Annotated in this window: 10 protein-coding genes; 2 read left to right on the top strand and 8 right to left on the bottom strand. The window is 49.0% G+C overall.

What is annotated here, in order from left to right:
- Nucleotides 1–404: 404 nt before the first annotated feature.
- From H6750_08510 to H6750_08540, 7 genes are all read right to left on the bottom strand, one after another.
- Nucleotides 405–728 carry an RNA-binding protein gene (locus tag H6750_08510; GenBank protein MCB9774351.1) on the bottom strand — a complete coding sequence of 108 codons (324 nt, stop codon included), beginning with the start codon at nt 726–728 and terminating at the stop codon, nt 405–407.
- Nucleotides 729–1,396: 668 nt separating this feature from the next.
- A complete protein-coding gene (locus tag H6750_08515) occupies nt 1,397–2,374 on the bottom strand; it encodes a lipase family protein (GenBank protein MCB9774352.1) in 978 nt (325 codons plus the stop codon).
- Between the two features lie 545 nt (nt 2,375–2,919).
- Nucleotides 2,920–3,546 (bottom strand): hypothetical protein, encoded by a 627-nt coding sequence (locus tag H6750_08520; GenBank protein MCB9774353.1) that lies wholly within the window; start codon nt 3,544–3,546, stop codon nt 2,920–2,922.
- A gap of 110 nt (nt 3,547–3,656) precedes the next feature.
- On the bottom strand, nt 3,657–4,064 hold the full coding sequence (locus H6750_08525; GenBank protein MCB9774354.1) for a DUF4168 domain-containing protein: 408 nt from the start codon (nt 4,062–4,064) through the stop codon (nt 3,657–3,659).
- A gap of 1,052 nt (nt 4,065–5,116) precedes the next feature.
- The gene (locus tag H6750_08530; GenBank protein MCB9774355.1) at nt 5,117–6,472 is read right to left on the bottom strand and encodes an LOG family protein; all 1,356 of its coding nucleotides are present in this window, start codon (nt 6,470–6,472) and stop codon (nt 5,117–5,119) included.
- A 1,068-nt stretch (nt 6,473–7,540) separates the two neighbouring features.
- A complete protein-coding gene (locus H6750_08535) occupies nt 7,541–8,302 on the bottom strand; it encodes a tetratricopeptide repeat protein (GenBank protein ID MCB9774356.1) in 762 nt (253 codons plus the stop codon).
- A gap of 392 nt (nt 8,303–8,694) precedes the next feature.
- Nucleotides 8,695–8,985, bottom strand: a complete 291-nt coding sequence (locus tag H6750_08540; protein MCB9774357.1) for an HU family DNA-binding protein — start codon at nt 8,983–8,985, stop codon at nt 8,695–8,697.
- A 335-nt stretch (nt 8,986–9,320) separates the two neighbouring features.
- Here H6750_08540 and H6750_08545 point away from each other — a divergent pair, with 335 nt between their 5' ends.
- On the top strand, nt 9,321–9,923 hold the full coding sequence (locus H6750_08545; protein ID MCB9774358.1) for a hypothetical protein: 603 nt from the start codon (nt 9,321–9,323) through the stop codon (nt 9,921–9,923).
- 36 nt (nt 9,924–9,959) lie between these two features.
- Here H6750_08545 and H6750_08550 read toward each other — a convergent pair whose 3' ends face one another.
- On the bottom strand, nt 9,960–11,267 hold the full coding sequence (locus H6750_08550) for an amidohydrolase family protein (protein MCB9774359.1): 1,308 nt from the start codon (nt 11,265–11,267) through the stop codon (nt 9,960–9,962).
- A gap of 431 nt (nt 11,268–11,698) precedes the next feature.
- On the opposite strand from H6750_08550, the gene gcvP reads away from it, so the two are divergent.
- Entirely contained in the window at nt 11,699–14,551 is a 2,853-nt protein-coding gene (gene gcvP / locus H6750_08555; protein ID MCB9774360.1) for an aminomethyl-transferring glycine dehydrogenase, read from the top strand.
- Nucleotides 14,552–14,560: the final 9 nt, after the last annotated feature.

Here is a 14,560-nt window from a genome sequence, read left to right on the forward strand (position 1 = left end):
CTCATGTTGACAGACGATGGCGATGGGGCATTGTTCATACACACAGCCGATTTTGGATGGTCATTGCGGGATTAGTACTAGCCTGGCTCGAATACGGCCTTCTATCAACTCTTTCTTCCGTTCATACCCATGCACTCGATCCGCCCCTAAACGCGCTGAGCATCGGACCGATGAGCCCTGAGACGGAACCATGAGTCTATCTGCGTGCTCCGCCAAGCCCTGTCCTATAAAATACATGGCCTAAATGTCGGGCATCATACTATTCTTTTTCTAGACGATCCACGCTCCACAGGTTCAATGTGGCACATTTGGATGAGACCAAACATTCCAACTGCTGAATTTTGACAAAAAAAGGGAGAGATCGTATTGACCTCTCCCTTTTATGAAACGTATTGGTGTTCTGGTTAGAACCGGCTGCGACGTTTATCGCCACCAAAATCTCCACCGCCGCCGCCATAACCTCCGCCACCCGTGCGTGGGGCCTGGGGTTTAGCTTCGTTGACCGTCAATGTGCGACCACCAAACTCGGTAGAGTTCAGAGCTGAAATTGCGGCTTGCGCTTCCTCTCCCGAAGACATTTCGACAAATCCAAACCCGCGCGATTGGCCGGTAAACTTGTCGCTGATGACATTGGCTGACTCGACGGTGCCGTGTGCCGAAAACAAGTCGGTTAATTCTGTTTGAGTCGCGGAATACGGCAAACCACCTACATACAATTTTGAACCCATGGGGGTCCTCCTTTTGAAAAATGATATTGTCTTAGGCTCGAGAAAGGGTAAAACCTGGAGAAGGAGTAGGCCGCGGACGCTGCATTCATGCGACAGTGGACAGACACTTTCGAGTAATATCTCTCGGGCAAAACAACACCGGTTACGGGCTTTGGTAATTTGATTGCTCATCGCCAAGCCCTGGGCGTTAAGTTCATTTAAACTAGCACAAGAGAAGGGAAGAAGATAGTTAATTCCAGGAAGAGGGAACGGAAAGTGTTGACTGAAATATGGGCCTGGCTCTGAGCAATTGAGGCGAGAAAGTCTTTTTCTTTAGCATTTTCAGCTTTCTACGAGAGGGCCACCCCTTCCTGGCACGACAGTGCAGCGTGGGAACACGCCAGAAAGATCGTATCCAAACAGGAACTTCCATCGGCTTCCATGCGAGTTTTCCTCGGAATTCCGAAATGGTCCGACGGCTCCCGGCCAGAAGAACGGATTTCGCTTCAGTTACCCTGGCTTGAATGCCGATTTGTCGTCGTGAAGAGAGAGGAATTTGCTTTATTTTCTAACGAAACGAGGGACATAAATATTTAATAGGAGTGGCTGACCCGTTCAATTGGCTTCCCCATGATGGAATGAATTCACAGATATCGCATTCAAATCTGAAACCCGAGTGAAATCTATTCCTAGACACCTTGGAGTTCCTGTTCATAACAATTCCAAATACGAAGGGCATAATACAGGGGAGCGTGATCATTGAAACAATCAATGGGTATGTCACTAAACTCGCCATTGGACCATTGATTCATCACCTCACGAAGAAGTTGAACCTGGCCTCCCACACCACGCTGTACCCTTTCCAACATGGAGGGATTATCAAAAAGCTTACCAGTTTCATCAATGTATTTAAGGAGACCGACATGTTCATAACGACCCCACTTCATCAGGTTCAACGCATTGGAACCCCAAAGAGGGATTCGAGCAACCACATCGTTGTTGTTCACAAACCGATACCCACTGACATAGAAATCCCTCGCAAATCCCTCATCCCCTACCAGCGGAGACCCAAAGGTATAGAGACCTTGCACATCCCCATAACGATCGGCAGCTAATGTCGCTAGAGCCGCCCCAAGACTGTGCCCGGTAAACCAAAAAGTTCGATCCCGCTTTTCCTCTTTCAATCCATCTAAATATGCCTTGAGGGATTCCCACACTTCGTCCAATGCCTTTTTAAAACCCTCATGCACAGACCCACCTTGACCAGATACGATTAACCGAAATTTCCCGTCTGTCCACAAATCCTTTACGACCTGACGCCAGATCTCCCCAGGGAGCTTACTTCCTACCGGTTTCAGCACTTGCGTGCCACGAAAGGCCACAATCACAACATCCTGATTATGGGCCACATAGCATTGGGTACTTCCACCAATGCTAAAAGGCTGACTGCCTTCCACGGTTAAACCGGCCTTTGTGTATTGAGGAATAGCAAATTCTTTTTCGGCATAGGCCAGCAAGGCGGCTTCCGCCAACCACCAGGCATTCACCAGTTGAAAGCTTTGGGACCTAAACCGGAACGGATGCTGGCTGGCCTCGGCGAAATATGTATGATTCAAATTTGGAGGTAACACCACTTCTAAATTGGGACCAGGAATAATTTTTGGCATAGGCGTAGACTTGTTATGTCCTGAACGTATGTTCCCATGTGCCTGGAAACAGCGCCATTGCCAGAGAATGATTTCGAACGATGACGTTTACGAATTGCCCGTAGCAGGCGTAGATGGAGGGGTAGTCGCACTCTGCCATGCATCCTTGAAGGAGAAGAGGGAACGCTCTTTGAAGTTTGACTACAGACATCGCGAGTGCTGCATTCAAATGGAGGAATAGAAAATTTTGAATTACTCTTCTATCCCGCTGCTTATAACGCGAATCTTTTCTTTAAACTGTGCCAAAATTGTCAATTAAAAGCTAGACATGAAACGGGTAAGAATCATGGATTTGAGAGCCCGATCACAATAAGAATCTGTCATTCATCCACAGGACAAGGAAGGGATTCGGTCACGAAAAGTCTAATGGCTAAACGGAACGTCACTTGAACACGATTTTCCGTCGCGTAGGGGAAACTTAAACAACGTACACTTCAGACCCATGTTGGCCCTCAACATACAAGTCCGTCCCTCACTTTTTAAACAGACCACAATGTGGCATTCTCTCAGCCCGTAGACGCACCCTTCCCGGAATAGGCTGCATCCTGCAATACGACCCTCCTCCCCAAAGGCAAATCAAACGTCCCCGTGGCTGAAATCTGTCCCCCTTCGCTGTTTTCCGTCACAAATTGAAATGTTCCGGTAATATTGCTATCACCCGAATCAGCACTATGAGGAGCGAAATCCTCTAAAGTAATGGTCCCCTCGGTATTGGATTGGTATGAAATGGATCTTCCATCTTCTACCATTTCAACCTGCACATCAAAATTTTCCCCCACCCTCAAAGGATCGGGTGTCACCAAATCATAATGGCCAGGCTGCGCCTCACCAGGGACTCGAAAAATAATGAGAAACTCCCTTTTGTCATTACTCTCTGAATTGAGATTCGCAACCAGAAAGTAACCGGGACGCACTCCAGTCACGGGGTCCCCTTCCTTTGGGGGCAGATAGGTCACCACACCTGCCCCCGACACTTCACCACTCACAGATCCGGATAGGCTTGCGGTAAATCCTGCCTGATCCACCCCAGGCTCCTGGGAAGCAGGGGCAGTGGATGAGTCGGAACATCCACTGCTGACAAGCAACATAATCAAGGCCGCTGTTTGTCCAAGAATCTGATACATTGCTGGCATTTGCTCCCTCCCATCTGAATGCCTCTCCCACTCTGAAAAACCGGGCTTTTGTTGTTTGAGGCGTTCTTCTTTATCAAACAATCGGGTAGAGCGGGGATTATGACATTCTTTTATTGCGTTCGATTCAGTACCGTCATGAATTCTTCTTTGAGGGCCGGATCATTTTGAATTGATTGAAAAATGGCATTGTAGTCCTTGATGGTCAATCCATGATCCGTCACGGCCTGGCTCATCTTCCGGTTGGCCTCTTCTTGAAGAGCTTCACTTTTGCCAGGGTCACCTGCCTGGATGATACGCTCTTTGTATGTCGTATGGATCTGGGAGATTTCTTTGTAGGCTCCAGCAAAGGGTTCAAGATTCGGCTCAATTAATTCCTTCTGCATAGGCCGGGATTCAACTTTCTGAGGTTGGGAATTCACATTTTGCGCGTGTACCACAGAAAAAATTCCCAAGCCACATAGACTCGGAATCACTAGCAGCACACTCAATTTCTGTAAACTCGATGCCATGGAATTCATACCGGCTCTCCTTTGTTAGTTTGAATAAATATTCCCCAGCAAGCTGAGATCGAGCAACCATTCATGACACGTCTTTTTATCTTTTCGAAACGGAAACGTTGCAAACTCAAATAAGAGGTTTCCCGAAAAACTTTTTCTACAGCAATGAATTGGATCAGAGAAACGTGAAATCCATTCATAACCGTATTTTTCATCCCATACTTTTGTATATCAGGCAAAAGGCAGGCCAAAACTAGCGGCCGAAGTGAGGAAGTACCCTTTGGAAGGCATAACTTAAGTCATGGGCGCAAAATCCGCGTTGAAGGTTTCTTTTGTGGTGATCCTGATTTTTCTATAGGAAGCGTAGGGAAGACCCTACGAATACACATAAAAACCCTACAGTTTTCAAAAGAATTTAAACCAGGAGGATCTGAATAGTCATCGATATTGTGACCATAAAAATCCATATCTTATCCATTGCTTGGGTCTTTTTTCTTTCGGGGAGCAATCCCCTTTGCCTGAATTCCATTGGGTGAAAAAGAAATTTTCGTCCTATGCACAAAGGGATAACCCAAGAAGGAGTTGAAATGGCTTAAATGAAATACAAGAATGTATGGACCATGCTTGATCAATGACGCTAGGCAGAATATCAAATGATATGAGCTGGATTGAACCACAAGTCTTAGAACAATTTCTTAATCACGGGCCCGAAGGATTCTTGAAAAATAGCCCTTTCGATTCACAGGTCTCATGCACCTCTTTGCTCAGATAATTCGACCAATAGAGCCATCACCGGAAAGTATGGGAAGGGCAGGAGATTTGATTACCGATTAATCCTTTGCGCAAGAACTTCACGACTGCAAGCTACAGGGCTACCACCAGGCATGATTGAGAGATCAATTGAAAAAAAACAGGAAGATGGTGAGGAGAATTTTTTAACCCAGGAGATGCCCGAACACGAAAAGCCCTTCCCCGCATCCCCCTCTTAGACCTGCCTGCAAACAATAAAGGAAGGCTTGTCTTCAATTGCAGAGAGCACTAACACTCGAACCCCGAAGCAGGCCACGCGACGACTAGGCGATAATTTCATAACACGGCTTAAAGTTCTGTTGATCAATTTTCATGCGGTGTTGATTGATGAAGGATTGCAGGAGCTCATCCATGAGTTTCATAATCGTTGAATCCCCGTGTATGGTGAATGGCCCATTTATTTCAATGGCATTGAGCACTTGGGATTTCACATGGCCAGCGACGATTCCTGAAAATGCCCGACGCAAATTCGCGGCCAACATATGGATGGGTTGGTCGACATGGAGGTCCAATTGCGCCATCGACTCATGTGTGGGCGCAAACGGTTTTTGGAATTCATGGTCGATGGTTAGATGCCAGTTGAAATAGAAGGCGTCATGGGTTCGTTTTCGAAACTCCCGTACGCGTTGTATGCCTGTTGTCAATTCATAGGCCCCACGCTGAGGATCGTCAATAATGATTTGATATCGTTGCGCGGCTTGAGGTCCGAGCGTTTGCCTGATAAAGATATCAATCGTTTCAAAATAGCTGGCACTATTTTTGGGGCCGGTAAAGATAAGTGGAAAAGGTACCTCATTATTGTTTGGATGTAACAGGACGCCGAGCAGGTAAAGAATTTCTTCCAAGGTTCCCGCCCCGCCGGGAAACACGATAAATCCATGTCCGACACGAACAAACGCTTCAAGGCGTTTTTCAATATCCGGCATGATGACCAGTTCATTCACAATGGGATTCGGAGCTTCAGCCGTAATGATACCTGGTTCCGTGATGCCCAAATATCGACCGTTTTTAATACGTTGTTTCGCATGAGCAATCGTGGCTCCTTTCATCGGTCCCTTCATCGCCCCTGGCCCACAGCCCGTACAAATATCCATGGAACGTAGGCCGAGTTGATGCCCCACTTCTTTTGTGTAACGATATTCGGCCTCGCTGATCGAATGGCCTCCCCAGCACACCACCAAATGCGGATCATCAACAGAATGAATGATCTCGGCGTTTCGTAAGATATGGAAAATCGCGTTGGTGATCCCATTGGATGTCGTTAAATCAAATTTTTTGTTGTGCTGTATTTCGTTATGGACATAGATGATGTCACGCAGCACGGCAAAGAGATGCTCTTTAATTCCTTGAATAATCTTCCCATCCACAAACGCACTGGCCGGAGCATTGATGAGCTCAAGCTTCACTCCGCGATCCCGTTGCTCCAAGGCAATGTCGAAATCTGCATAACGGGCGAAAAATGCTTTTGTGTCGTCCGTATCATTGCCACTCGTCAGAACCGCCAAGGCGCTGCTTCTGAAAAGTTCATGAAGGCCGCCCTCACTGGTCTCTCTGAGCTTCTCAACTTCATGCTGCGACAGCATGTGCATTGAGGTATCCGGAGTGATACTCACACTCACACCCTGACCTGAGGATGTGCGCTTCGACGTTATGTACTCTCGATTGTTTTCCATTCTTACGCCCTAACTCCTAGTCAAATGAGAGCCCTTTTTTGTGTAAACGTTGCCCGATGCTGATCACGAGAAATGGATCAATTTATCACACCAGCGTGTTCAGGCTCTATGGGCGGTGTCAAACCACGCCCTATTGCGCAAATGAAATAGGGACGCATCCGGCAGAATATACCGCGCTATGATGATGTAAAGAATCTGGAAAGTCCGTAGAGGGCAGTTAGACGATTGCATTGTTCGATATGAGCGCGAGGCGGAATTTGAAATTCAGCACCTCTTTACCGGTAATTTTTTCGGCTTTTGTGTTCCCTCCCTTTTGCCATGATTGCTCAAAAGGTGCTCTCACTCCCCGAGCCATACCTTAACCCGTGTAACCAGTGCCCGCCAAAAATAGGGCTCTTGTTTCAACAAGAAGTAAACTGCATGAAGGAACGTTCTTTGCCTCGCTTCCAACTCATTCCTTATCTTAAAGCCATCCTCTTATGGGTTGGGGCTTTTTCAGCATCTCGGTTTTGCTAACACCGAAAAATCCTTATGTGTCCGCCTGGAAGACTATGATACGATCTCCGCCGTAGTTGATGTCTTTTTGACAAAGATTTGGGACGACCCGATCGTAAGTCAGTTTTAGTATGGAAATGGGAACTGCCAGCCTGGATCAATTACAACAAAAAAATAAAAATCCCTTGCGCTTCAACACAGGGAGACCCTTCCCGAAGAGCAATCGACCATGAGCACTGACCCATAAGGGCCTGGGGATCTCCGGCACCGCGCTCGATATCCCGGTTAACCATTTGGCTGCGACACTTCTGATATTTAACGTAGCTGAACGCAAGCATGATAAAGTGATGGCCAAAATCGGCAATCTGCGATCCGATATTGTTTGACGGAACAGTGAAAAAACATCGCGGGCTATCCAAATCATGTCCTGATTTTGGGGCACGCGCGCATGGCGTGCAGCTTCAGATCCGCCATACACCTTCCCACAACAACATGGAGACATTGTTCACGTGAGTCCGCTTAGGAACTAAGCAACCAGCCTAATCGTTGGCGATCATCCTCATATTGTGGGAGCCGATAGGTCAGATCGATTTGCACGACACGCTCCAGACAGCGAAGCGCCGAGATGTGATCATTTCGCTCCAAATAGACGTCAGCCAGTAGGCGCAAGGCTCCAGCCTCTCCCGTACTATTTCCCAATTTAATGAAATGTTCAGTCGCATTATTGAGACAGGCCTCGGCCCGGCTGAGATTGCCCAGATGAAAAAAGGTTTTCCCAAGTTGACCATAGGTGGTCGCCAATCCGTCTTCATTTCCGACTTTACGGTGATGGTCTAAAGCCGTATGAAAGGCTTGAATCGCTAGTTCGGACCGACGTAGCTTCAATTCTTGCAGAGCCAGATTGCTATATAAAATTCCCAAAGCCCGCTCATGGCCTAGAGGGGCCAAATAATCTATTGCTTCCAAATAGAACGCACGAGCCGTTTCCGGCTCACCCATGTCGGCTTTGAGACTTCCTAAATTCACCAGTGTTTCCCCGATAGCATGCCCTTCTTGCAAGGTTCGTTGAATTCCAAGGACTTCTCGATAACAGGCCTCGGCTTGTTCATAGTGTTCCAACAAGGCGCTGACATTTCCCAGATTGCCCAAAGCATCCGACAAGGCCTTCAGTGATCCCAGCTGCCTTGCCTCTGCAATAGCCTGTTCATAGCACTCACGCGCTTTTGACAGATCGCCACGATGGAGGAAAATTTCGCCGAGCCGAGAAGCAGAGCTTGCCATACGAGCAAAGAAAATCCCCTAAAAATTATACAGTTCTCAGACGAGAGCCGGTAAAACATCCATCCTGACCGACTCCCTGGGCTTGTCCCTCCATGAAAACCTATGACAGTTAAGTGCGCCTTAGCAAGCTTGCGCCTTTTCTCTGACAAGGGTCAGGGAGACCTCACCGGATCACAGGACTGTTGCGACATTCAGCCTGAAAAGCGCTCCATCTCCGTTGGTCTGCCCGGGGCCCCCTTAGCCTAAAAACACAACAGCCGAGTCCAGACATCTGGACTCGGCTGTTGTGAGACACTCAAAATAAAAAGGCAGGACCTCGCCTTTTCATTCATTCAAACCAACCGGCTTAGAGAGGGGAAAGCCGACAGGATAATGCCTTGAGAAGGGTACAGTTACTTTTTGACCCCCAAGATCGCATCTTTAGCTGCCTTGGCTACGCGGAACTTCACGACACGTTTGGCTGGGATTTTAATCGCAGCACCAGTTTGGGGATTTCTGCCCATTCTGGCTTTTCGGTGTGCAAGGACCAACTTACCAATTCCAGGTACCACAAACGCATTTTTGGCTTCCTTGTAAGCCAGCGCGGCAAAATCATCAAGAATTTGCGTGGCAATTTTCTTGGTAACATCCGCTTTTTTAGCCAGGTGATCGGCAATCTGCGACTTTGTCATGGCCTTTCCCATACACATTTCCTCCTCATTTGAATTGTTTTAGTAAGAGACACCATTTGTTGATTCTAAAATTCCAAGGAAGGATTGCCTTGTCTGTCATTTTGGAAGAAGGGTTAAACGCGGGAACACCTTTCCCCTCTGTCACAACGGCGGCAGAGTCTACCGAATGCCTCAAAAACTGTCAACAAAAAACAAGCCCAGTGCGGCGAATAATCTTTTGTCATAAGTTTTCCAATGATTTTTCTGTCTTGCTGCCTCGGCTTTTGTCACGGTAAAGTAGCCAAAATACATATTTTACTTACTTTAGTCATTTGTGCAAATGGCACAACACACACGAGGCATCGATCATGGCAAAAGAATTACCTGTTATTCCATTTCCCAAACAATCAGAATCCTCAGAACAAGAAGAGCTGATATATTCCAGGGTGTTTTGCACACGGGAGGATAGCCCACCCCTGAAGTTGCTTCTGGACTTTCTCAAATCCAAAAATCAGATTCCCCTGATTCCCAAAATGGACCCCGCCGCACTGGAAGATTGGGATTGGGTTCATGTATCGCTTGGTTATAGCCGGGAGAGGAAGCCCATCCGGTTATTTTGCCTGCGCGATCGGGGTACCTATCAGGACGTCTTTGAGGGAGAAAAAACCTCATTTTTCAACCGCATATCCGTCTTTGATGATATCGAAGCCGGGATTGCTCGTGAATGCATTTCAAAAGCCCGCTTCATTGCCACCACCCAAATGGTGAAAAAAGACATGACGGATGAGGGCTATGATTTTAACGGATGGATTCTGGAATTTTTTCAAGAAAACTGTAATGGCATTGTGCAAATCGATGGACAGGGATTTTATTCTCCGAAGGGCGAACTCATTGTGGATATGGAAGAAGTCGCTGAAACTGGCGATGATATAGCCCCTACACCCAAAACTGATACCCAAACATTGGCATAAGAATTAATATAGTTCACTCCTGCTCTAAAAAGAGCCTCAGGAAGAGCTCGAACTAAGGGCCAAGTCCACGCAATCCGGAAAGGTCCGTTGCCTCACACCCGGAAGTCCATTGCGGTAGGCCCAGCCATCTTTCAACACCTCCAGTAGGGCTCCGTTTTCAAATCGTGACGGGTCCTCCACCACATCTTCCTTGCAGACCAGGATATCGGCGCGTTTTCCCTCAGCGAGTGTTCCTGTATCGGTTTGGCCAAGTTGATCTGCCGCCAACCCCGTCGCTCCGAACCATGCTGCCAGAGGCGGTACGCCCTCTGCGATCAATGCCACCAACTCCATGTAATTCCGGCCATGCATATCGGGTAATACCGGATCAGTGCCAGCCAACAGTTTGAGCCCGCTGGCTTGCGCAGATTTGACTGCCTGGGCATGGCTTTCGGCCACCTGTTGAACTTTGGCCCGAATGAAGGCATTAAACTCATCTGACATGGCCAATCTTTGCCCCACCCATGCAGTCGGCGTGACCACGCACCCCTTCGCATAGGCCAATTCGGCCAGGTCCTCATTCATAAATGAAATGTGTTGGATATCTTTCACTCCAGCTTGAATAGCCAATTTGATACCATTTTGACTATGGGCATGGGCCGCCACATACATCCCCCGCCCAGCGGCTTCGTCACAGATCGCTTCCAGTTCCTCAAGGGTAAAATCCCGATGCTCCAAATGGTCGGTAGGAGACACCACACCCGGGCTGGCACAAACTTTCACAAGATCGCCCCCGCAGGCGGCAATCTCCCTTACCCGCTTTCGACATTCCCACGGCCCATCGACGATACTGGACGGACGACCGGGACCGGCAGGCCACAAACGGGAAAGCTCCCCACAGCATCGATCCGGCCCTCGAAAATCCGCATGTCCTCCAGTAGTGGAGAGCATGCAAATGGCCAACTTGAGACGTGGACCCAACACCGCCCCCTGATCCACAAGTCGCTTCAGAACAGAGGTGGCTCCACCCACATCCCGCAGGGTCGTCACACCTCCCTGAACTAGGGTGCGAAATAAGATGCGTTCGGCCCAAAACGGGGCCTCCGGGGAATTCATTCGGTCCAGTTCAGCACTTCCCACTCCCCAAAGTGTCACATGCCCATGACAGTCGATAAGCCCTGGGGTGACGGTATAGGTTGCGCAGTCGATCCGATGAACATCAGATCCCTGAGGACGGGCAGGGTTATGAGGAGAAACGGCCTTGATGGTTCCCTCATCTATCCACAGGTCAACTCGTTCGTGAATAGACCTGGTTGTTGCAGAGGTCCCATCATAAAGTTTGTGTATATTTGAGAGAACAATCATTACAATCCTCTCTTCAAGATGGAAATCTTATGAACCCTCCACTTTTTCTTTACCGTATATACCTCAATATCTGCAACACATTCGATATCCAGGGCAAATCCTTCTGACAAACAGGTGATGTTCAGCGAGCACCCTTCATCTGGTCGCGTTCATTTTTTCACACCCGGTCATAAATCACATCAATAAAATTTGTCGGCATCGAAATTTTGCGGATTCATCATAAACATGATAATCTTCGAGGATAGTGACTCATCTCTTTTCTCTATTTATGAGAGACGCATTTGTCAGTTATGTGTTCTTTCCGAATACCTCTCGAAGTCTTTCACCATTGGTCCCGAACTAGAAATCATCATTTCCTCAATACGGTTAACGCAACACATTTCCCATCTGCTTGAGGGATAACCTTCACATCACATGAGGTGTAGCCAGGCATGACCACGTTCGCCCACCGCCATATCGGATCCAGTGAGAGCCAAATTCAAGAAATGTTGGGGGCACTGGGACTTTCTTCCCTCGATGCCCTCATGCAAGCCACGGTTCCCCAGGATATTCGCCTCGCCCGGTCCTTGGACTTGCCCCCGGCACAATCGGAAGAAGAGGTGCTTGACGAACTTCGCCGCCTCAGCACACGAAATCGAGTCTATCGATCATTTCTCGGCATGGGTTATTACGATTGTCTGACCCCACCGGTGATTGGACGAAACATTCTGGAAAATCCCGCCTGGTATACCCAATATACGCCCTATCAAGCGGAAATTGCCCAGGGACGACTGGAGGCGTTACTGAATTTCCAAACCATGGTTGCCGACCTGACTGCGCTTCCCCTGGCTAATGCTTCATTGTTGGACGAAGCCACGGCGGCGGCGGAAGCCATGAGTATGTGCCGGGCACTCAGCACCCTGCAGGGACGTACCTTTTTCGTCGCGGAGGATTGTCACCCGCAAATCATTGGCGTCCTGCAGACACGGGCCAAGCCCTTGAATATCTCAATTAGCATAGGGAATCCAGATACATTCAAGTTTTCAAACGATGAGGTCTTCGGCATTCTCCTTTCCTATCCATCCACTGACGGGACCCTCCGCTCCTATGAAGTCCTGGTCCAGAAGGCGCATGAATCCGGTGCGCTCGTCGTGGTCAGTACGGATCTTCTCGCCTTAACCCTTTTAGTGCCACCGGGAGAATGGGGAGCAGATATTGCGGTGGGATCATCGCAACGATTTGGAGTTCCCCTGGGCTATGGCGGTCCCCATGCGGCATTTCTGGCCACAAAAGAGGCCTTTAAACGACATATCCCAGGCCGGATGGTGGGAGTATCCAAAGACGCTCACGGCCAAACGGCCTATCGCCTGGCTCTCCAAACCCGGGAGCAACATATCCGGCGCGATCGAGCCACGAGTAACATTTGTACCGCACAGGTGCTGCTGGCAAATATGGCCGGCATGTATGCGGTCTACCATGGGCCTGAAGGTTTAAAGAACATCGCCACCACTGTTCATCGCCTCACTGCGCTCACAGCCGAAGGACTTCGTCGCTTGGGATGTCAACTCGATTCCAATGCCTTTTTTGATACCCTCCGGGTTCGGTGCCCGCACCTGAGCCCGGCCCAAATCCTGAAGAAGGGTCAGCAAAATTTCATCAATCTTCGACAATTTCCGGACGGGTCCTTTGGCATCGCGTTGGACGAAGCGACCACCATCACAGACGTGAGTCAGCTCCTGACCCTTTTCACCGACAGTCCATCACTTCCCTTCTCCTTAAACGATCTGGCGGAGCAAGTCGGTTCCTCCATCCCAAGCACCTTTCAGCGACATTCTCCTTTTCTCACACATCCTGTTTTTCACGACTATCATTCCGAGCACGAATTGCTCAGATATATGTATCGGCTCCAATCGAAGGACCTCTCCCTCGTCCACTCCATGATTCCCCTGGGGTCATGCACCATGAAGCTCAATGCGACGGCGGAGATGGTTCCCGTGACATGGCCGGAATTCAGTCGGATTCACCCCTTTGCCCCCAGTGACCAGGCGCAAGGGTATCAATTATTGTTTCAGCAATTAGAAGCATGGCTGGCCGAGATCACCGGATTTGAGGCTGTTTCACTTCAACCCAACGCCGGCTCTCAAGGTGAATATACCGGATTGATGGTCATTCGGGCCTATCAAGATGAGCGAGGGCAGAAAGAACGAAATATCTGCCTTATTCCGGTATCCGCGCACGGGACCAACCCGGCGAGTGCGGTCATCGCCGGATTGAAGGTCGTTCCTGTCGCCTGTGATACCCATGGAAACATCGACATTCAGGATTTAGAAGCCAAGTCAGCCCAATACCATGACACCCTCTCCTGTTTAATGGTGACATACCCCTCTACCCATGGCGTCTTCGAAGAAGGCATTCGCAAGGTCTGTGAAATCGTGCACACGCATGGAGGCCAAGTCTATTTGGATGGCGCCAATATGAATGCCATGGTTGGCTTGGTGCATCCAGGTGCATTCGGGGCCGATGTGTGCCATCTCAACCTGCACAAAACCTTTTGTATCCCCCACGGTGGCGGAGGCCCAGGGATGGGCCCCATTGCCGTCGCATCGCACTTGGCCCCCTTTCTACCAGGTCATCCCTTGGTCCAGGTGGGAGGACCAAAAGGAATCGGGCCCATCGCCGCCGCCCCGTATGGCAGCCCCAATATTCTTCCTATCTCTTGGGTCTTCATTAAACTTATGGGCGGAGAGGGACTCACGAAAGCCTCACAAGTGGCCATCCTCAATGCAAATTATATGGCCAACAAATTGGATAAATATTATTCGATGCTCTTTGCCGGTAAAAACGGTATGGCGGCCCACGAATTTATTTTAGATCTTCGCCCTTTCAAAAAATCAGCGGATATTGAAGTGGAAGATGTGGCCAAACGGCTCATGGATTTCGGCTTCCATGCTCCCACGATTTCATGGCCGGTCCCCGGCACCATGATGATCGAGCCAACTGAAAGTGAATCCAAGGCGGAGTTAGACCGGTATTGCGATGCGCTCATCCTGATCCGCCAGGAAATTGCCGAGATTGAAGCAGGTCGCCTCCCTCGCGACAATAATCCTTTAAAACATGCGCCTCATACGATTGAAACCATCGCACAATCCGACTGGCCGCACCCCTATTCCCGTGAAACTGCGGCATTTCCAGCCCCCTGGTTACGGCAGCATAAATTTTGGCCATCTGTTTCGAGGATAGATAATGTCTACGGAGATCGGAACCTGATTTGTACCTGTCCACCCATGGACACCTATTCATCCTAGACGTCCTCT

This window comes from Nitrospiraceae bacterium, from assembly GCA_020632595.1.
Taxonomy (GTDB): Bacteria; Nitrospirota; Nitrospiria; order Nitrospirales; family UBA8639; genus Nitrospira_E.